The organism is Nitratireductor sp. GCM10026969 (assembly GCF_042660605.1).
Lineage (GTDB): Bacteria > Pseudomonadota > Alphaproteobacteria > Rhizobiales > Rhizobiaceae > Chelativorans.
Genome location: NZ_JBHSUM010000077.1, coordinates 1 through 19,834, shown reverse-complemented (window position 1 = coordinate 19,834; position 19,834 = coordinate 1). Strand labels below are relative to the sequence as shown.

General features: G+C 66.6%; 18 protein-coding genes and 1 pseudogene. 11 read left to right on the top strand and 8 right to left on the bottom strand.

Translation table 11 applies throughout. The features are described 5' to 3' along the window. Positions 1-748: cupin domain-containing protein (locus ACFP9U_RS15550; protein ID WP_378622771.1), on the bottom strand; the 748-nt coding region annotated here is incomplete at its 3' end. A 162-nt stretch (positions 749-910) separates the two neighbouring features. On the opposite strand from ACFP9U_RS15550, the gene ACFP9U_RS15545 reads away from it, so the two are divergent. The 7 genes from ACFP9U_RS15545 (at position 911) to ACFP9U_RS15515 (ending at position 9,288) form a co-directional block, all read left to right on the top strand. After that, the gene (locus ACFP9U_RS15545; RefSeq protein WP_378622769.1) at positions 911-2,248 is read left to right on the top strand and encodes a tetratricopeptide repeat protein; all 1,338 of its coding nucleotides are present in this window, start codon (positions 911-913) and stop codon (positions 2,246-2,248) included. Between the two features lie 317 nt (positions 2,249-2,565). Next, on the top strand, positions 2,566-3,768 hold the full coding sequence (locus tag ACFP9U_RS15540) for an efflux RND transporter periplasmic adaptor subunit (RefSeq protein WP_378622767.1): 1,203 nt from the start codon (positions 2,566-2,568) through the stop codon (positions 3,766-3,768). After that, a complete protein-coding gene (locus ACFP9U_RS15535; protein ID WP_378622766.1) occupies positions 3,765-6,845 on the top strand; it encodes an efflux RND transporter permease subunit in 3,081 nt (1,026 codons plus the stop codon). Before ACFP9U_RS15540 ends, ACFP9U_RS15535 begins: the two co-directional genes overlap by 4 nt. A gap of 305 nt (positions 6,846-7,150) precedes the next feature. Next, on the top strand, positions 7,151-7,903 hold the full coding sequence (gene minC, locus ACFP9U_RS15530; protein ID WP_322449892.1) for a septum site-determining protein MinC: 753 nt from the start codon (positions 7,151-7,153) through the stop codon (positions 7,901-7,903). Between the two features lie 30 nt (positions 7,904-7,933). Further along, complete coding sequence (gene minD / locus ACFP9U_RS15525) at positions 7,934-8,749, top strand: septum site-determining protein MinD (RefSeq protein ID WP_322449800.1); 816 nt, start codon at positions 7,934-7,936, stop codon at positions 8,747-8,749. Beyond that, complete coding sequence (gene minE, locus ACFP9U_RS15520; protein ID WP_322449799.1) at positions 8,746-9,009, top strand: cell division topological specificity factor MinE; 264 nt, start codon at positions 8,746-8,748, stop codon at positions 9,007-9,009. The genes minD and minE overlap by 4 nt, the downstream gene beginning before the upstream one ends. A 60-nt stretch (positions 9,010-9,069) precedes the next feature. After that, positions 9,070-9,288, top strand: a complete 219-nt coding sequence (locus ACFP9U_RS15515) for a hypothetical protein (RefSeq protein ID WP_322449798.1) — start codon at positions 9,070-9,072, stop codon at positions 9,286-9,288. A 19-nt stretch (positions 9,289-9,307) separates the two neighbouring features. Here the strand turns inward: ACFP9U_RS15515 and ACFP9U_RS15510 are convergent, their stop codons facing one another. The 7 genes from ACFP9U_RS15510 to ACFP9U_RS15480 all read right to left on the bottom strand — a co-directional run bounded on the left by ACFP9U_RS15510 (position 9,308) and on the right by ACFP9U_RS15480 (position 17,068). Then, positions 9,308-10,060 (bottom strand): SDR family NAD(P)-dependent oxidoreductase, encoded by a 753-nt coding sequence (locus tag ACFP9U_RS15510; RefSeq protein WP_378622764.1) that lies wholly within the window; start codon positions 10,058-10,060, stop codon positions 9,308-9,310. 43 nt (positions 10,061-10,103) lie between these two features. Next, entirely contained in the window at positions 10,104-11,198 is a 1,095-nt protein-coding gene (locus ACFP9U_RS15505; RefSeq protein ID WP_378622762.1) for a glycerol dehydrogenase, read from the bottom strand. 14 nt (positions 11,199-11,212) lie between these two features. Next, positions 11,213-12,004: an SDR family NAD(P)-dependent oxidoreductase gene (locus ACFP9U_RS15500; protein WP_378622760.1), complete on the bottom strand. Its 792-nt coding sequence runs from the start codon at positions 12,002-12,004 to the stop codon at positions 11,213-11,215. Beyond that, on the bottom strand, positions 12,005-13,519 hold the full coding sequence (locus tag ACFP9U_RS15495; protein WP_378622759.1) for a xylulokinase: 1,515 nt from the start codon (positions 13,517-13,519) through the stop codon (positions 12,005-12,007). Between the two features lie 9 nt (positions 13,520-13,528). Beyond that, on the bottom strand, positions 13,529-14,536 hold the full coding sequence (locus ACFP9U_RS15490; protein WP_378622757.1) for an ABC transporter permease: 1,008 nt from the start codon (positions 14,534-14,536) through the stop codon (positions 13,529-13,531). Next, on the bottom strand, positions 14,533-16,038 hold the full coding sequence (locus tag ACFP9U_RS15485; RefSeq protein WP_378622755.1) for a sugar ABC transporter ATP-binding protein: 1,506 nt from the start codon (positions 16,036-16,038) through the stop codon (positions 14,533-14,535). The genes ACFP9U_RS15490 and ACFP9U_RS15485 overlap by 4 nt, the downstream gene beginning before the upstream one ends. A 67-nt stretch (positions 16,039-16,105) precedes the next feature. Then, complete coding sequence (locus ACFP9U_RS15480; protein ID WP_378622754.1) at positions 16,106-17,068, bottom strand: substrate-binding domain-containing protein; 963 nt, start codon at positions 17,066-17,068, stop codon at positions 16,106-16,108. 219 nt (positions 17,069-17,287) lie between these two features. On the opposite strand from ACFP9U_RS15480, the gene ACFP9U_RS15475 reads away from it, so the two are divergent. From ACFP9U_RS15475 to ACFP9U_RS15460, 4 genes and pseudogenes are all read left to right on the top strand, one after another. Beyond that, the gene (locus tag ACFP9U_RS15475; protein ID WP_378622752.1) at positions 17,288-17,923 is read left to right on the top strand and encodes a glucose-6-phosphate isomerase; all 636 of its coding nucleotides are present in this window, start codon (positions 17,288-17,290) and stop codon (positions 17,921-17,923) included. Beyond that, on the top strand, positions 17,920-18,567 hold the full coding sequence (locus ACFP9U_RS15470; RefSeq protein WP_378622751.1) for a bifunctional 4-hydroxy-2-oxoglutarate aldolase/2-dehydro-3-deoxy-phosphogluconate aldolase: 648 nt from the start codon (positions 17,920-17,922) through the stop codon (positions 18,565-18,567). Before ACFP9U_RS15475 ends, ACFP9U_RS15470 begins: the two co-directional genes overlap by 4 nt. Further along, the gene (locus ACFP9U_RS15465) at positions 18,564-19,517 is read left to right on the top strand and encodes a shikimate dehydrogenase family protein (RefSeq protein WP_378622749.1); all 954 of its coding nucleotides are present in this window, start codon (positions 18,564-18,566) and stop codon (positions 19,515-19,517) included. Before ACFP9U_RS15470 ends, ACFP9U_RS15465 begins: the two co-directional genes overlap by 4 nt. 3 nt (positions 19,518-19,520) lie before the next feature. Continuing rightward, positions 19,521-19,834: pseudogene (locus tag ACFP9U_RS15460) on the top strand (oxidoreductase); the annotation flags it as partial.

Below are 19,834 nucleotides of genomic sequence, written 5' to 3'. Positions count from 1 at the left end.
GCTCGGCGAAAGCGGAGCGGGAGCAGGCCAGTTCCCGCGCCAGCGCCTCCGTCGTCCAGCGCCGGGCGAGTTGTCCATGGAGGAGCGCCAGCGCCCGCCCGACCATCGGATCCCGCACTGCCGCCGCCCAGACATTCACGCCCGGCGGCTGTGCGGCGAAATAGCGGCGCACAGCCTCCATGAACAGAAGCTCGGCGAGCTTTGCAAGCAGCGTGCGCGAACGGGCTTTGTCCTGTGCCAGTTCGCGCGCTGCGAAGCGAAAGGAACTCTCGATCCATTCCCCTGAGGGTCCCTCGGCGGCCTTCAGGGTCAAAACGCTGGGCAGCATCGCCGTGAGCGCTGTCTGAGGGAGGGTGCTGCCCAGGAAGCCGCACAGGATTCGGGTCCGCGCGCCGCCGCCGCCATAAACGATCCGCGCGAGCGTGCCGTCGGGTCCCGGTTGGATGAGGTGATCGGCGTTCACCGGCTTGAGGTTCAAAGCGCTTCCCATCAGGTGATCGTCGTTGCGCGGCAGGACGACGATCTCTCCGGCGTCGACGGGGACAGCCGGCCGGTCACCCGCCTTCAAAACAAGTTGTCCTTCGGTGACATAGTGATAGGCGATGATGTGGCGCGGCTCGGGAGTGAACGGCGTGCAATCCTCCGGCCCGACCTTGGCCGTGATGCACCACGGCGCGGTGAACTCGGCATCGAGGAAAATGCCGCCCGAAAGACGCATCGTGCCCAACATGTCGAGCAGCGCGTCCATCACGGTCCTCCCTGGCGAAGCGGCGCCGCGGTCAAGAGTTCCGGCGCCTCGGTCATTATCCGAGCTCGGGGAACAGTCTAGCAGCAAACCCGCCGCTTCGGGAGCGGAAAGGCCGCCCGCAGCCGCGACAACGCTTTCCAGACCTCATGCAGGAGACCAACGATGATTTCAGACCGTCAAGGCAATGCCTTGTCCGGCGCCACGGCCGAGGCCGCGGAGCTGTTCGACGCCGCCGTGGACGCTTTCAACATCTATCGCGGAGACCCGATCGCCCTCGTGGACCGGGCGATCGGGATATCGCCCGATTTTACCATGGCGCATATTCTCAAGGCGCATCTGCTCGGCTTGGCGACGGAGCCCGAGGCGACGAAAGCCGCGAAGAAGATCGTCGCCGGGACGAAACGACTGAAGCTTTCCGATCGCGAGGCATCGCATCTGGCTGCGCTCGATCTTCTTCTCGCCGGCCGGTGGACCGCGGCGGCCGAAGCGCTCGACCGCCACAACATGCTTTACCCGCGCGATATGGTCGCCCTTCAGTCCGGCCATCTGATGGATTTCTACCGCGCCAGTTCCCGGGATCTGCGCGACCGCATCGCCCGCGTGCTGCCGAAATGGTCGCCGGACACGCCGGGCTATTCCATTGTCCTGGGGATGTATTCCTTCGGGCTGGAGGAGGCGGGCGACTACGTGCGCGCCGAGGATGCCGGCCGCCAGGCGGTCGACCTGCAGCCGCTCGACTGCTGGGCGCACCATGCCGTCGCCCACGTCATGGAGATGCAGGGGCGCGCCGAAGACGGCATCGGCTGGATGATCGCCCGTGAACCGCACTGGTCCGGCGATGACAACTTCTTCAAGGTGCACAACTGGTGGCATCGCTCGCTCTGCCACCTCGATCTGGGGCAGGTGGAGGAGGTGTTCGCGCTCTATGACGGTCCCATTCGCCGGGACCGTAGCACCGTCGCCTTGGACATGGTCGATGCGTCGGCGCTTCTGTGGCGGCTGCATGCAGCCGGCCACGATGTCGGCGCACGCTGGCACGAGCTCGCCGCGACCTGGGACAGCCATGCCGACGGCCGCACCTACCCCTTCAACGACTGGCATGCGGCGATGGCCTATCTCGGTGCAGGGCGCCGTCGCGACGTGGACCGCATCCTGACGGCCTATCGCAACGGCCAGGACGAGAACGAAGTCGCCGATTGGGGCCGGCGGACGGCCGTTCCCCTGATCGAGGGTTTCGCCGCCTTCGCCGATGGCGATTACGAGCGGGCGGCCGAACGCCTCCACGGTGCGCGCTTCATCGCCAATTCCTTCGGCGGCAGCCATGCGCAGCGGGACGTCATCGATTGGACACTGACGGAAGCCGCGCTGCGCGGCGGCCTGTCCGGCATGGCCGAGGCGCTCGCGAGCGAGCGGCTTGCGCTGAAGCCCCACAGCCCGGTCAACAAGACCTTCCTCAATCGGGCGGGCACGACCGCGCCCGAGGGCCGGCGGGCGGCCTGAATTCCCGGGAACGCCCGTCCTCTTGGTATGGGCGGGCGTTCCCAAAGCGCAAGCCGGCAAAAGGCACGCTTGCCGTGCGGGTCGGGCCTCGCGCGGCACGCAAGCTGATAGTTTCCATCATCTTTTTTGAATTGACAATCTGGTCGAAAGGTGAATGAAACGGCGACCGTTCCATGTCGGGTGCCGACCGAAAAGCGATCCGTGAGGACGAACGGCGTGCATCGACGGGATGGTGGGTAGGCTGAGCGTTCATTTCCAGCAGCAGCACTTTCCTTCCGATAGTCAAACTGGTTGCCAGAACAAGGATTCCTCCGGTCATGATCAAGCGGTTCGTCATCGCGCTTCTTCTTCTTGTCCTTGTTTGCGGCGGCATCGTCGGATTCAATCTCTACCGCAATCAGGCGATTCAGGAGTTCTTCGCCAACATGCCCGTGCAGCCGGTGGCGGTTTCGACCGTGACGGTGGAGCCGGCTCAATGGACCCCGGAGATCGAGGCGATCGGTACCGTCAGCGCCACGAACGGCGTCGATCTGACGGTCGAGGCGGCGGGCACCGTCAGTGAAATCGCCTTCGACGCGAACGAGGAAGTGGAAGAGGACGCCCTCCTCGTCCAGCTCGACGACGCCATGCAGCGCGCCGATCTGGCCTCGGCCCAGGCGCAGGCCAGGCTCGATGAAGCCAATCTGCAGCGCGCGCTGGAGCTGCAGCGCCGCCAGGTAGGCGCCGAGGTGAACGTGGAATCGGCGCGCGCCGCGGCCGAGGCCTCGCAGGCCGCGGTCGCCAGGGCGCAGGCGGCGATCGACCAGAAGCAGATCAACGCGCCCTTTACCGGCATCATGGGCATTCCGCGGGTGCAACTCGGCCAATACATCACGCCGGGGACCGTCGTCGCCACGCTGCAGAGCCTGGACGTCATGCGCGTGGACTTCACCGTTCCCGAGCAGGAATTGCCCAACCTCAAGATCGGCCAAGCCGTGCGGCTCGGGCTCACCGGCGACGAATTGCCCTTCGAGGGCACCATCAGGGGCATCGATCCGAAGATCGATCCGGTTTCGCGCCTCGTCAACGTGCGGGCCGAGGTCACCAAGCCCGAAGGGAGGCTGACGCCCGGCCAGTTCGTCGAGGTCCGCGTCATCCTGCCGGACGAGGACGGCGTGCTTGCCGTGCCGCAGACGGCCGTCGTGGCGAGCCTTTACGGCGACCATGTGTACGTGGTCGTGCCGGCTGACGAGCAGGACGCGGACGCCTCTGCGGCGTCGGACGCCCAAGCGGCCGGTGAGGGCGGTGAGGACGCCGGTGGCCAAGGCAGCCAGCAAGACGCGCCCTCCCTGGTGGTCAAGCAGGTCTTCGTGGAGACGGGCCGGCGCAGCGGGGAGCAGGTGGAGATCCGCAAGGGCATATCGGCAGGCGACCGGATCGTCACCGCTGGCCAGAACCGGCTCAATAACGGCACCCCCGTCAACGTCTCCGAGGACGACACCGACATATCTGGGGAAAGCGCACAGGCGAGCGGACAATGAGCTTCTCCGACATCTTCATCCGCCGCCCGGTCCTGTCCACGGTCCTGGGCGCTCTCATCCTGCTTCTCGGCCTCCAGAGCGTCATCAATCTCCAGGTGCGCCAGTATCCGGAGGTCGAGGAGACGGTCATCACCATCACGACGGCCTATCCCGGCGCCAGCGCGGACCTGATCCAGGGTTTCATCAGCGCCCCCATCGCGCGTGCCGTCTCGACGACGGAGAACATCGATTACGTCACCTCCCAGAGCCGGCCTTCGAGCAGCACCGTCACGGTGCAGATGAAGCTGGGCTCCGATCCCGACACGGCGCTGACGGAGGTCATGTCCAAGGTCCAGGGTGTGCGCGGAGAGCTGCCCGACGAGGCCGAGGACCCAGTGATCGTCAAGGGCACGGGCGAGCAGTTCGCCATCATGTATCTGGCGATGCAGAGCCCGAACATGACGGCCGAGCAGCTCACCGAATATATCGAGCGCGTCATCCGGCCCCGCGCGTCCACCGTCCAGGGCGTGGCGGAGGTGCAGATCCTGGGTGCCGCCAACTATTCGATGCGGGTGTGGGTCGATCCGGTCCAGCTCGCCGCGCGCGGCATGACCGCCTCGGAGGTGCTCGACGCCATCAACGCCTCGAACTTCCTGGCCGCGCCGGGCAAGACCGAGAACACCTATGTCGCCTATCCGATCACCGTCGAATCGACGCTGCAGACGGCCGAGGCCTTCGGAGCCCTGCCGCTGAAGTCGGAGAACGGCGAGGTGGTCAGACTGCGCGACGTGGCCAATGTCGAGCTGGGCGCGGAAAGCACCGACACGATCGTCAATTTCAACGGCGAACCGGGCATCTTCATCGGCATCTATCCAACCCCCGACGCCAATCCGCTGGATACGGCGGCGGCGATGATCGACGAGCTGCCGGCGATCCAGTCAAGCCTGCCCGACGGCATGACCATCACCATGGTCTATGACGCCACCGAGCAGATCGGCGCCTCGATCGAGGAGGTGTTCAAGACCATCGGTGAAGCCGTGGTGATCGTCATCCTCGTCATCCTCCTGTTCCTCGGCTCCTTCCGCTCGGTGCTGATGCCGATCGTGACCATTCCGCTGTCGCTGATCGGGGTGTGTTTCATTCTCTTCGCCTTCGGTTATTCGATCAATCTCCTGTCGCTTCTGGCCATGGTGCTGGCGATCGGCCTCGTGGTCGACGACGCCATCGTGGTGGTGGAGAACATCCACCGGCACATGGAAGACGAGGGCATGTCGGCCATGCAGGCCGCCTTCAACGGCATGCGCGAGATCTCCTCGGCCGTCATCGCCATGACGATCACGCTCGCCGCGGTGTTTGCGCCACTCGCCTTTACCGGCGGGCTCACCGGGGCGCTGTTCCGCGAGTTCGCCGTCACGCTCGCCGGCGCGGTCATCCTGTCGGGCGTGGTGGCGCTGACCATCACCCCGATGATGAGCGCGCGCATCCTGCGGGCAGGGAACCCCAGCCGTTTTCAGGCCTTCATCGACCGAACCTTCGAGCGCGTGGAAAACCGCTACGAGCGCCTCGTGGCGGGGTCGCTTAAATACCGGCCGGTGACGCTGATGATCGTCATCGCGCTCGTCTCGGTCACCGGGTTCATGTTCTTCAACACCTCGAGCGAGCTTGCGCCCGAAGAGGACCAGGGCGCACTCTTCTCGCTGATCACGGCGCCGCGCTACGCCACCTCCGAATACACCGCCCGCTACGTCGACCAGATGATGCAGGTGACCGAGGACCTGCCGGAATTGCGGGCCAGCTTCTCGGCCGTCGCCTTCGGTGGCGGAACGAACGAAGGTTTCGCGGTGTGGGCGTTCAAGGACTGGGCGGACCGTGACCGCTCGCAGGCCGAGATCCAGGAGGACATCCAGGGCCGCATTTCCGGGGTGACAGGCGTGGAGGCGTTCGTCTTCGCGCCGCCGACCCTGCCGGGCACCGGCGGCGGCCTGCCGATCTCCGTCATCATCCAGTCGACCGGCGATCCTGCCCAGGTCTACGAGGTGGCCGAGGAGATCAAGCAGGAGGCGGAAGCTTCCGGCCGCTTCATCGTCGTCCAGAACTCACTGTCCTTCGACGCGCCGCAGGTCACGGTGACGATCGACCGCAATCGCGCCGCCGCGCTCAACCTCTCGGTCCGCGACATCGCCGGCACGCTGGGTCTGCTGGTCGGCAGCGGTTCGATCGCCCAGTTCGACCGCGAGTCGCAGAGCTACGACATCATCATGCAGGTGCCGCAGGCCTACCGGAACAATCCGGAGCGCCTGGGCGACCTCTTCGTGCGCAGCGTGACCGGCGAGATGGTGCCGCTCTCGGCGGTGGTGAACATCTCCACCAACGCCTCGCCCGCCTCCATCGAGCAGTTCAACCAGCTCAACTCGGCGACGATATCGGCGCTGCCGCGCCCCGGCGTGACAACGGGTGCCGGCCTGGAGACGATCGAGAACATCGCGCTTCAGAACATGCCGGCCGGCTTCTTCATCGACTATTCCGGCCAGTCGCGGCTGGAGAAGGAGCAGGGCCAGACGACGCTGATCGCCTTCGTGCTCGCCGTCGTGATCATCTATCTGGTGCTCGCCGCCCAATTCGAGAGTTTCCGTGATCCGCTCATCATCCTGATGTCGGTGCCCCTGTCGATCTTCGGCGCGATGCTGCCGCTCAATCTCGGCCTCGGCACGCTCAACATCTACACCCAGGTGGGGCTGATCACGCTGATCGGGCTGATCACCAAGCACGGCATCCTGCTCGTCGAGTTCGCCAACCAGCAGCGCGAACACCACGGGATGCGTCGCCGCGACGCCATCGTCGCTTCCGCGCGGGTGCGCCTCAGGCCGATCCTGATGACGACGGGCGCCATGTCGCTCGGCGTGGTGCCGCTGATCACCGCCTCCGGCGCCGGCGCCGCCGCGCGTTATTCCATGGGCCTCGTGATCTTCACCGGCATCCTGGTGGGCACGCTGTTCACGCTCTTCGTCGTGCCGATGTTCTACACCTACATCTCGTCGAAGGACGTGCCGGAACAGGCGGAGAAGCCCGACCCGAAGCTCATGCCTGAAGCGACGTAGCAGGCGGGCTCCCACTTTCCGGAAAACGGCGCCGGCGGGTTTTCCGCCGGCGCGTACCGGTCCCTCGGGCGATTGGTATGCGCTCGGGTGATTCGGGCCAGGCTACCGCCCGTCGACTCCTCAAAGCAGTAACACCGTAGTGTCTGAACGCAGTGGTTGAGCCGGCAGGCAGCGCTTCGGGCCGCAAGCGCGCCGCGCCGCACGTTTCCCCTCATTTTTCCTCTCTGCCGGTTGCCGCGGGCGGGTGCATTAACCATTCGTTAACCACGAAGCACCTAGACCCGAACAACGGAAAATTAATGAAGATGACCAAAGTGCTAACTGATAGCCGACCGATCCGCCTCAAGGGACGCTCCTTTCTCGCTCTCGTGCTCACGCCGGAGCTTCCGGTGGAGAGCTGGCTGGCACGGCTCGACGATCTCGCCGACCGATCGGCGGGCTTTTTCCTGCGCCGGCCGGTGGTGCTCGACGTCGACGGTCTTGCCATCGACCGGGCTGAGCTGAAGGGACTGGTCGACGAACTCGGCAAGCGCAGCGTGCGCATCATCGGGATCGAGGGCGCGCGCTCCTCACAACTGGGCTTCGACATGCCGCCGGCCATGTCCGGCGGCCGGCCGGCCTCCGACATCGAGATGCCGTCGCCGGAGCCGGCCGCGGAAAAGCCGGACGCGCGGCATGACGAGCCCGAAGCACCCAGCCGGCAGGCCGAGCAGCCGATGGTCCGGGCGATGCCCTCGCTCATCATCGATCAGCCGGTGCGTTCCGGACAGTCGGTCATCTTTCCCGACGGCGACGTCACCGTCATCGCCTCGGTCGCATCGGGCGCGGAAATCGTCGCCGGCGGCTCCATCCACATCTACGGAACGCTTCGCGGACGGGCGATGGCGGGTTCCATGGGCAACGCCTCGGCGCGCATCTTCTGCCGCAAGCTCGAGGCGGAGCTTCTTGCAATCGACGGCCTTTACAAGACGGCCGAAGACATCGAGCCGCAGCTGCGCGGACGCGCCGTCCAGCTGTGGCTCGACGGAGATGCGATCAGGTCAGAGACACTCATCTGAAGCGGCGGGCAGAGAGCACAGGAGAGGGAAATGGGAAAAGTCGTTGTTGTCACGTCGGGTAAGGGAGGCGTCGGAAAGACGACGTCGGCCGCCGCCCTCGGCGCCGCCCTGGCGCAGGGGGGTGCGAAGGTGGCCGTCGTGGACTTCGACGTCGGTCTGCGCAATCTCGACCTCGTGATGGGAGCGGAGCGGCGCGTCGTCTACGACCTCATCAATGTCATCCAGGGCGATGCCAAGCTGTCGCAGGCGCTCATCCGCGACAAGCGCCTGGAAACGCTCTACCTGCTGCCCGCCTCGCAGACGCGCGACAAGGACAATCTGACGGCCCAGGGCGTCGAACGGGTGATCAGCGCGTTGCGCAAGAGCTTCGATTGGGTCATCTGCGACAGCCCGGCCGGGATCGAACGCGGCGCGACGCTGGCGATGCGCCACGCCGACGTCGCCGTGGTGGTCACCAACCCCGAGGTCTCCTCGGTTCGCGATTCGGACCGCATCATCGGTCTTCTCGACGCCAAGACGCTCAAGGCAGAGCGCGGCGAGGATATCGAAAAACACCTGCTTCTGACCCGCTACGATCCCAACCGGGCCGATCGCGGCGACATGCTGAAGGTCGACGACGTCCTGGAGATCCTGTCGATCCCGCTGCTCGGCATCATACCCGAGAGCATGGACGTCCTGCGCGCCTCCAACCTCGGCGCACCGGTGACGATCGCCGATAGCCGCAGCGCGCCGGCACAGGCCTATCTCCAGGCCGCGCGCCGGCTGACCGGCGAAACCGTGCCGGTCACCGTCCCCGGCGAAAAGCGCGGCCTGTTCGGAAAGATCTTCGGACGGAGGGCAGCATGAACATCTTCCGCCTCTTCGGTAAGCAGGCCTCGGCGCCCACCGCACGCGACCGGCTGCAGGTCCTGCTCGCCCACGAGCGGGCCTCGGTGGGCGATTCGGATCTGGTGGCGCTATTGCGGGAGGAGATCCTCGCCGTGATCGCCAAGCACGTGAAGGTCGACGGCGAAAAGGTCAATGTGCAGATGGAGCGCGGCGACAAGGTCTCGACACTGGAAATCGACGTCGAGATCCCCCTCGACGCGCGCGTCAAGGCGGCCTGAGGGCCGCCGATCCCCTCGATGGCGGCGCCGTTGCCGCCGACAGGGAGTGAAGGAGACGACATGACCCGACTTGCACTGCTTCAGCGGCTCAAGGAGCTCCAGCAGATGCCGGCGTTCCAGAAGCGCGACATCACGACGATCAGCGCGCTCCTGTCCAACGATGCGCTGGCCGATCACGTGAGGGTTTGCGAGGATACCGTCGGCGAGCCGACCCTGCCGGCCCCGCATAACGGCCGCTCGGGTAGCCAGGGAGGCGCCGCGCAAGCCCGCAGGGCCTGACCCGGCGCCGCCCCGCGGCTCACTCCAGCGGGTTGCCCGTGGCGAAACCGCCGTCGACTTCAAGACAGATGCCGGTGATATAGGCCGCGGCGGGCGAGCACAGATAGAGTGCGGCGCCCACCAGGTCCTCGGTAGTGCCCCACCGGCCGAGCGCGGTGCGTTTGGAAATCGCCGCCTCGCCCTTGGGGCGCGACCAGATGGGCTTCGTCATGTCCGTCTTGTGATAGCCGGGGGCGATGGCGTTCACGCGGATCCCCTCGCGGCCCCACCGGTGCGCGCAGGCCCGTGTGAGGCCGAGCACCCCCGTCTTCGATGCACAGTAGGCCGGGACCCCGGGATCCGCCAAGAAGCTGAGCATGGAGGCGATGTTGACGATAGAGCCCCTGGTCTCGGCCAGACGGTCGTGCAGGGCGAAACTGAAGCGCATCTGCGCATTCAGATTGACGTCGATCGTGTCGAGGAAGATCTCTTCCTGCCACTCCTCCTCGCCTCGCGCCACGCCGGCCGCGTTGATCAGGACGTCGACCCTGGTCTGCGCCGCGCAAAAGGCGCGGACGGCGTCGGCATCGCGGACGTCGAGGCGCTCAAAGGAAATGCCTTCCTCGTCGAGCCCGGCGATCTTTCCGGCCGAACTGCCTGTGGCCGTGACGCGTGCGCCGAGACCGGCAAACCCTCGCGCGATATCGAGACCGATGCCGCTGGTCGCGCCGACGACGAGTGCATGCTTGCCGGAGAAAAGATCCGGCCGGAAAGTATGAAGGATCTCTTGCATTTCGTTCCCTTCTGATGTGGCTCTTGTCATCGGCACGGCCTCTTCAGGCCAGGCGCTTCAAGGCCGCGACAACCATCTGCGGGCTCACCGCGATGGGCTCGTTGTGCATGATGTCGCCGGCTTTGCAGGCGCGCTCGGCCACGCGGTCGAGCTTCGCCTCCGTCACCTCGGCGATCCCGACGCCGGCCAGGGTGACCGGCAGCCGGACCCTTTCGCAGAACGCATTCACCCGCGCGAATTCCTCCTCCATCCCGTGAATGAGCAGCATCGCCAGGACGCCGATGGCGACCTTCTCGCCGTGCAGGTGGTGATGCACGTCCTCGAGCTCGCACAGCCCGTGATGGATCGCGTGGGCGCCCGCCACGCCGCCCGATTCGAAGCCGGCGCCCGACAGGAGGATGTTTGCCTCGACCACACGCTCCAGCGCCGGCCCGGCCTCGTTCCGGTCACACTCCTCAAGCGCTGCCGCGCCTGCCTCGAAGATCACGTCGCGGCAGAAGCGCGCGATCGCATAGGTGACGGGCGAACCGTGCGTTCCCCAGCAATTTGGCGCCTGTGCGCGGCGCGAGCTTTCCGCCTCGTAATAGGTCGCCAGGGCATCCCCGATTCCGGCGGCCAGGAACCGCGCCGGAGCGCGGGCGATAATCGCGGTGTCGACCAGGACCAGGTCCGGGTTGCGCGGCAGGAAATGATCGTAGGCGACGCTGCCGTCTTCGCGGTAGACCACGGCGAGAGCGGAGCACGGTGCATCCGAGGCGGCGATGGTGGGCACGACGACGACGGGAACGGAAAGCGCGTGTGCGACCGCCTTGGCCGTGTCGAGCGTCTTGCCGCCACCCGCGCCGATCACCAGGTCGGCCCGGGCTTTCCGTCCGGCTTCGATGCCGGCGGCGATCTCGGCCTCGGAGCATTCGCCGCCATGGCGCCGGAAGGCGAGCGCGATCTCGCCCGCCGCCCCTTCCTGAAGCGCCTCCTCCAGGACATCGGCCAATCCGTTGTCCAGCAGGCAAAGGCCGTGCGAGCCGAGCGGCCGCGCCTCCACGCCGAGCCGGGCGATCAGGCCGGGGGCCTGGATGTAGCGGCCCGGGAAGCGGGCACCGATGACATGCGGGACGATCTGGTCCACGATCTTCTCCATTGATGACGCCGGCCTTACCAGCAGGTGTAGCCGCCATCGGCCAGCACGATCGAACCGGTCATCAGGCTGGCGGCGTCCGAGGCGAGAAACAGGATGACGGCGGCGATCTCGTCCGGCCGGCCCATGCGGCCTTGCGGCGTGCCGCCGATCCAGTGCCGCATCAGGTTTTCGTCCTCGTAGACATAGGCTGTCATCTCGGTCTCGATATAGGTGGGCGCGACGGCGTTGACGCGCACGCCGCGGGGCGCCCATTCGGCGGCCAGGCTCTTGGTCAATTGGTGGACCGCGGCCTTGGAGGCGTTGTACTGCGCCTGCTCCTGCGGCCGGTTGACGATGATGCCCGACATGGAGCCGACATTGACGATCGTTCCCGCGCCCCTTTCCAGCATGCGTTTGCCGAAGGCGCGGCAGCACCAGAAGAGACCGTTCAGATTGACGTCGACGACCGACGACCATTCGTCGTCGCTCATCCGTTCGGCGGGAATGTTCGACCGGGCGATACCGGCATTGTTCACCAGGATATCGACATTCGCATGCTTGTCGGCGAGCGCTTCGACCGCCGCGGGGTCGGTGACGTCGAGGGTTTCGGCGGTGACGTCGTAGCCCTTTTCGCGCAGTCCGCCGGCGGCGGACTTCGCGGCCTCGCCGTCGCGGTCGGCCAGGATGATGCCCGCCCCGGCCTGGGTCAGAGCTTCGCAGGTGACCAGCCCGATCCCGCGCGCCCCGCCCGTGACGAGCGCCGTACGGCCAGTCAGGCGGAAGCGGTCCAGGAAGGGCGTTTCTGCGGAAGAGATGGATGCGGACATTCAGGCCTCCCGTTGCGATGCCGTCAGGGCGTCGAGTGCGTCGTAGTGCTGCTGGCTGTCGGTATAAAGACGGTCGAAAAGGGGCTGCATCCGGGCGTAGCGATCCGCCCAGGCCGGATCGGGCACGACCTCGCGCGCATGCCTGACCAGCTGTCCGGCCGCCTCGGCCAGATTGCCGGCCGCACCGGTCGCCACGGCAGCGAGCGCGGCGCAGCCGATAAGTCCGCATTCGGGTTCCTCGGGGATGAGGATCGGCCTGCCGTAGACCGCCGCCTTGATGCGCAACCACAGATCCGCCTTGGCGCCGCCGCCGGATGCGATCAGCACTTCCGGGCGCGTTCCCGTGGCCCGCTCCATGACCGCGAGATGCCGGTTGACGGCGAAGGCCACGCCTTCGAGCACCGCCCGGTGCATCTCAGGCAGGCCGTGCCCGGCCGCCAGCCCGAAGAACTGGGCGCGGGAGTTGCGGTGCGCGCCCAGACGCTCGCCGACGAGATAGGGCAGGAACAGGAGCGCGTCCGATCCAGGCGGTGCCTTGCCCGCCATGTCCAGGATCTCGGCATAGCTCAGGCCGTTGGCGTGGAAGACGCGGCGTGCCCATCGCGCGGCGTCGCCGCCGGCTTCGAGAAGGACGAAGGCGCCCCAGTTCCCCTCCGGCGTGCCGACATTGCTGATTTCGGCGTCGAGCACCGGGCGCTCGGCCACCAGCGTGACGATCGAGGAGGTGCCGGCGACCTCGGAGGCGAGCCCCGGCCGGCAGACGCCGGAGCCCAAAAGCGCGACGGGATAGTCACCGCCGCCGACCAGCACCGGCGTGCCCGCCGCAAGCCCCGTCTCCCGCGCCGCATCGGGAGTGACTTGGCCGAGAACCTCTGTCGGCAGGCGGATGGGCGCCATCAAAGCGGGGTCGAGGCCCAGGTCCTCAAGGACGCCTGCGTTCCAGTCGCCCGTCAGCGGATCCATCAGGAAGGAGCATGCCGCCTCGGTCCAGTCCATCGACCGTTCGCCGGTGAGGCGCAGGTTCACGTAGTCCTTGGGCATGAGCACCGTGGATGCCCGCTTCCAGGCGTCGGGGTCGTTGTCGCGCAGCCATTGCAGCTTGAAGGCCGGCCATGCGGGCGTCGGCGGATTGGCCGTGCGCGGAAGCCAGGCGGAAAGGTCCTCGCGCTCCTCGAAGGCGCGCACATGGCCGAGCGTGCGCTTGTCGTTCCACAGCGGCACGGTCTCGCGCGTCGGCTCTCCGTCATCGTCGACAAGCACGGTCCCGTGCATCTGGCCGCACGCGGCGACGGCGCTCGCCGCGTATCCCTCCTCGCGCGCGCGTGCGGTGATCTCCCGGAGTGCTTCCCGCGCGGCGTTCCACCAGTCGGCGGGCCGTTGTTCCGACCATCCGTAGGCGGGAACGATCTGCTGATATTCCCGCGCGGCGAGGCCGAGGATGCGGCCGTCCCGCCCCATGAGCGCGGCGCGGGTCGATCCCGTGCCGATGTCCAGTGCGATGATGCAATCCGCCACGTCGTCCCCTCAGCGCCGGAAGACCTGGCTGCCGTGCTGCATGACCACCGCCGCGACGATGATCACCCCGAGATACACCTGCTGGTGATAACCGGGGACGCCGGCAAGGTTCATGATGTTGCCGATCACGCCGAGGATCATCACCCCGATAAAGGTATTGATGACGCCGCCACGCCCGCCCATGAGGCTGGCGCCGCCGATGACCACCGCGGCGATCACGTCCAGCTCCGCGGCGACGCCGACGCTGGCCGACCCCACGCCCGAACGCGCGGTCACCAGGATTCCGGCGATGGCGGACAGGATGCCGGAGATGACGTAGACCGACAGCACGTAGCGCGGCACCGAGATGCCCGACAGGCGCACCGCCTCTTCGTTCGAGCCGATCGCCTTCACGAGGCGACCGAAGCGCGAGAAGTTGAGTACCACGAAGGCGACCGCGAAGAGCACGAACATCAAGAGCGCCGGGTTCGGGAAGCCGAGCGTGAAGCCGGTGCCGAAGGCCTGCAGCGGCGCCCCCTTGGTTCCCGGCATGATCGGCTGGCCGTTCGAGAGGATCAGCGCGAGGCCGCGCGCGGCCGTCATCATGGCCAGCGTGATCACGAAGGCGGGCAGCCGCATGAAGGCGATGAAGACACCCGAGATCGCGCCGCATGCGGCACCGATGCCGAGCGACATGGCGAGCGCCAGGGGCAGGGGGTATTCCTGGATCAACAGCGCCGAACTGACGGCGCCGAGGGCGGCGATCGAGCCCACGGACAGATCGATGCCGCGCGTCAGGATGACGAACAGCATGCCGATCGCCATGACGCCGATCCCCGACATCTGCCGCAGCACGTTCATGATGTTGCGTTCGGAGAGGAAGGCGTCCGACTGGGTCGAGGCCAGGACGAGGAGCAGCACGAAGATGGCGGCGGTGCCGAACTGCTGGAACAGCCGTGTGAAGGTCAGGCGACCACTGCGTGGCCTCGCGGTGTCGGTGACAGCGGGCTCGCTGATTTGTGCGGCACCGTCGCTCATGCGCTCATCTCCCTCTCCGCCTTGCCCTGACCGGCGATGGACAGGGTCAGCAGTTTTTCTTCACTGTAATCCTGCGGCGCCAGCTCGCCGCGAAGCTCGCCGTTGCCCATCACGAGCACGCGGTCGCAAAGGCCGAACAACTCCGCGTGCTCCGATGATATGACCAGAACGGCCTTGCCCGCGGCGGCAAGGCGATGGATCAGGAAATAGATCTCGGTCTTGGCACCGACGTCGACGCCGCGGGTCGGCTCGTCCAGAATGATGACATCACCGTCGGCGTGAAACCACTTGGCCAGCACCACCTTCTGCTGGTTGCCGCCCGACAGGCTGCTGACCGGATCCGTGGGATGGCCGAGCTTGATGCGCAGCGCCTTGACGAGCTTGTCGATCACGCCGCGCTCGCGGCGCGGGTCGAAGAAGCCGAAGCGCGTCACCGGCCCTGCATGGGCCATGGTGGCATTGTGCATGATCGCCATGTCGAGGACGACGCCCTGTCCCTTCCGGTCTTCCGGCACCAGGCCGACGCCGCGGCGGACCGCCTGCTTGGGCGTGCGCGGACGATACGCCTCGCCGTTGAGCGTCATATGGCCGGAGGTGACCGGGTCGGCGCCGAAGATCGCGCGCGCGACCTCCGTCCGTCCGGAGCCGACCAGCCCGCCGAGGCCGAGGATCTCGCCGCGGCGGAGCGAGAAGGAGACGTTGCGCACGCCGTTGGGGAGTACCAGGTCCTCGACCCGGAGCACCTCCTCGCCGATCTCGGTGTCGGGCTTCTCGCCGAAGAGCTGGCTTAAGGGACGGCCGACCATGAGGCGGATCAGGTCGTCGACAGTCGCCTTGTCGGGCGTGACCGTGTCGACGTTCTGCCCATCCTTCAGCACCGATATGCGGTCGGAAACCGCGAAGACCTCGTCGAGGCGATGCGAGATATAGGCGATCGCCACGCCCTCGCGCCGCAGGCTGCGGATGATGTCCAGGAGCCGTTCTGCATCGCCCGTTGAAAGGACGGCGGTGGGCTCGTCGAAGACGATGGTCCTGGCATTGCGGGACAGGGCCTTGGCGATCTCGACGACCTGCTGATGCGCGATGGAGAGATCTCCGAGCCGTGCGGCGGGGGAGATGTCGAAGCCCAGCCTGCGGATCAGTTCGCCGGCCCGGCGGCGCAGGCTTGCCCAGCGGATGCCGGCCGGCAACTCGCCAAGAAAGATGTTCTCGGCAACGGAAAGGTCCGGTGCCAGCGCCATCTCCTGGTGAATGATGGAGATGCCGCGGCCGATCGCGTCCTCCGGCCCGGTGAAGCGGATCGGCTCGCCGTTCAGCCGGATCTCGCCGGTGTCGGGCCGCATCTCGCCGCCCAGCACGCGCATCAAGGTGGACTTTCCCGCGCCGTTCTCGCCGACCAGCGCGTGCACCTCGCCGGGTGAGAGGCTGAAACTCACGCCGGACAAGGCGCGAATGCCCGAAAACGACTTTGAGATGTTGTCCAGTTCTATGAGCGGCGTCATGCATCCCTCCCGGCGCAGCGCGACTGCGAAGGTGCCGCCCGCGGCCGGGCGGCACCGAAGCACCCTATCAGAACAGGGAGTCGGGATCGTAGTATTCGCCCACGTTCTCTTGCGTGATCACCGCCGGCTCGGTGAAGGTGAGCTTGCTGATGTCCTCGGGAAGCTCGCCGTTCAGCGCCTTGATGCCGACCTCGACCGCCATGCGCGCGATCTCGTTCGGGTTGTTGAGCCCGGTCGCCCCGTATTCGCCTTCCTTGATCAGCTCGTAGGCTTCCTTCTGGCCGTCGGCGGCGGCGACGAGGATCACTTCCTCCAGCCGGCCGGCCGCCTGCAGGGCGGCGCGTGCGCCGAGGACCATCGAGTCGTTCTCGCCGAGCACGACATTGATATCGGGATGAGCGGTCAGCAGATCCTCCATGGCCGTAAGGCCGCCTTCGGTGGACCAGTTGCCCCAGCCCTGGCCCAGCACCTCCACGTCGGCATGGCCGTAATTGGTCAGCATGGAGTCCATGAGGCCGCGCAGGACGCCGAGGCGGCGCTCGCGTCCCACCAGGTTGCCCTGGCTGCCCGAAAGCAGCGCGATGTGCGCCGGCTCGCCGTCGAGTTCCTTGGCGAGCCAATCGCCGACCAGTTCGCCATTGGCCTCGTTCGAGGACTGGATCTGGGTGATGAAATCGGCCGAGGGATCGAGCGTGGAGTCGATGGCGACCACATGCACGCCCTGCGCCGAGGCGGCGTTGACGGCGGGGACCAGGCCCTGCGCATCGCGCGGGTTGACGATGAGGATGTTGATGCCGGCGGCGACCATGTCCTCGACGTCGCCGATCTGCTTGACCATGTCGTTCTGGCCGTCGGCCGAACGCACCGAGCAGCCGGCCTCTTCGGCGGTCTTGCGCGCGGTGGCTTCCTGGGCCGCGAAATAGGGCGCGCCGAGCGTGTACATGGAAATGCCGACCCTGCATTCCTCCGCGGCATGCGCCGAACCGGTGGCCGCGGCCAGAACGGCGGCGACGGCAAGCGTTTTCTTCATTTCAAGTGTCCTCCCAAGGATGGGCCGCCGCGCCGGCGACCGGTTTGTTGCTCCAAGAATTGGTAGCATAATTACGTACTTTGCCTCCGTCAACACGGATCTCGCTACAAAACCTCCGGGATATGAAGGAATCTGGTTGTGTCCGCCAGGACATATTGACTAGATTAAGGCCAATAAGGTAGCAATTCTACAAAATCCGACGCGACAAGGGAGGAAAGCGTGAAGCTTGCGGAACCGCGGTCCTGTGACGTCGCCGTAGCTGAAGGGCTGCTGCGCGGCGGAAACGGTCACTATAAGAAGACCTTCGACGACCTCACGGGGCTCTATGCCGACGGCGCGGCTTTCGACGCCCTCCTTGCCGAGCGCAAGGGGCAGGTGGCTTACGAAGTGACCTCCTATACTCCCGGTACGAAGGTCAGCGACCTGATCATGGGCGTGACGCGAATGGAGCCGGGCAAGGTCGGCGACGAGTACTTCCTGACGCGCGGCCACATCCACGCCAATGGGGACCGGCCGGAGATTTACTACGGCCAGGCCGGACGCGGCGTAATGCAGCTGGAAAGCCCGGATGGCGAGGTGCGGCTGGTCGAGATCGGGCCGCAGAGCATCTGCTACGTGCCGCCTTACTGGATCCATCGTTCGGTGAATGTCGGCGCCGAGGATCTGGTGATGATGTTCGCCTATCCCGCCGATTCGGGACAGGACTACGGGATCATCGAACGCTCCGGCGGAATGCGCGTGCGCATCCTCGACGACGGCAAGGGCGGCTGGGCCGCGGTCGACAATGCTGATTGGCGTCCGCGCTCCGAGGCCGAGCTCGTCGAAATCTACAGGGATGCGGAGACGGCGGCATGACGATGGATGCCTTCGAGCGGGTCGCCGCGATTGGAGTGGTGCCGGTTATCGCCATCGAAGAGGTGGACCATGCCGAGCCGCTGGCGGACGCATTGCTGGAAGCCGGTCTCGGCGTGGTGGAGATCACCTTCCGCACCTTTGCAGCCGCGGACGTCATGGCACGGCTCAGCGAGACGCGGCCTGAAATCCTGGTTGGTGCCGGCACGGTGCTGTCGCCGGATGCAGTGACGCGCGCGGTCGAGGCCGGGGCCGCGTTCGGCCTGGCGCCGGGCTTCGACCCGGAAGTGGTGAGCGCCGCCGCCGAAGCCGGGCTGCCTTTCGCGCCGGGCGTGATGACGCCGTCCGACATCTCACTGGCGACGGCGCGCGGCTGCCGGCTGATGAAATTCTTCCCGGCCGCGTCGGCGGGCGGAGCGTCGATGCTGAAGAACATCGCCGCCCCGTTCGCCCATCTCGGCGTCTCCTTCATCCCCACCGGCGGTGTCGGCCTGGAGACCATGGGCGAGTGGCTTTCCCTGCCGCAGATCGCCGCGGTGGGCGGCACCTGGATCGCCAGACCCGAGGATATGCGCGCGGGCGATTGGCAGGCAATCACCGAGAAGGCGCGCGCCGCCCTCGCACGCGCAAAGGAGCTGCGCGCATGACACGCTATCGCCCCTGCCAGCGGCCCACGCTTCACTTCATCGGCGTGACGACGGGCAAGAGCTCGATCATGAAGGTCTTCCCGGCCTGGGCGCGGCATCTGGGACTGGAGGACGCGCAGATCAGCGGGATCGACTTCCCGCCGCATGCCGAGCCGGCCGCCTACCGGGAAGCCGTCGAATATATCCGCGACGACCCGAATTCGCTCGGCGCGCTGGTGACGACGCACAAGATCGACCTCTTCAATGCCTGCCGGGATCTCTTCGACGAGATCGATCCCTTCGCCACACTGATGAAGGAGACGAGCTGTATTTCCAAGCGCGGCGGCAAGCTGATCTGCCATGCCAAGGATCCCATCTCCTCCGGTCTTTCCATCGACGGCTTCCTGGGTCCCGACTACTGGAAGAAGACCGGCGGCGAGGTCTTTTCCATCGGCGCCGGCGGCTCGACCATCGCGCTCACCTGGCATCTGATGCGCAAGGAACGGGGCGTGAACGTACCAGCGCGCATCGTGGTGTCGAACCGCTCGCAACCACGGCTGGACGAGATTCGGCGTGTCCACGCCGAGATCGAAAGCGACGTCCCGGTGGACTATGTCCTGGCGCCCGAGCCCGCCGGCAATGATGCCGTTCTGCCCGACCTCAAGCCGGGCTCTCTGGTCATCAATGCCACCGGCCTCGGCAAGGACGCGCCCGGCTCGCCGCTGACCGACGCGGCGATTTTTCCCGAACGAGCCGTCGTATGGGACCTGAACTACCGTGGAGACCTGGTCTTCCTCGACCAGGCGCGGGCGCAGGAGAAGGCGCGGGACCTGACGATCGTCGATGGATGGACCTATTTCATCCACGGCTGGACGCAGGTGATCGCCGAGGTGTTCGATATTCCCATTGCGCCGACCGCCGAGAACATCGACGCTTTGACGCGCATCGCGGTGCAGGCGGCGAAGGAGTAGGGCATGGACCGCGTCCTGATCACGCCCCGCTCGCTCACGTCATCGCCGCCGCCCGCACTGGCACGGTTGGAGAGGGCGGGCTTCGAACTGGTGTTCAGCGCGCCGGGAAAGATCCCCGACGAAAACGAGCTTCTGCGGCTGGTGCCCGACTGCGTCGGCTGGCTCGCCGGCGTGGAGCCCGTCAGCGAAAAAGTCATCGCCGCGGCGCGTCGTCTGCGCGTGATTTCGCGCAACGGCTCCGGCGTGGACAGCCTGCCCATGGTGGCGGTCGAGGCGCGGGGGATCGCCGTGGAACGCGCGCTCGGCGCCAATGCGAC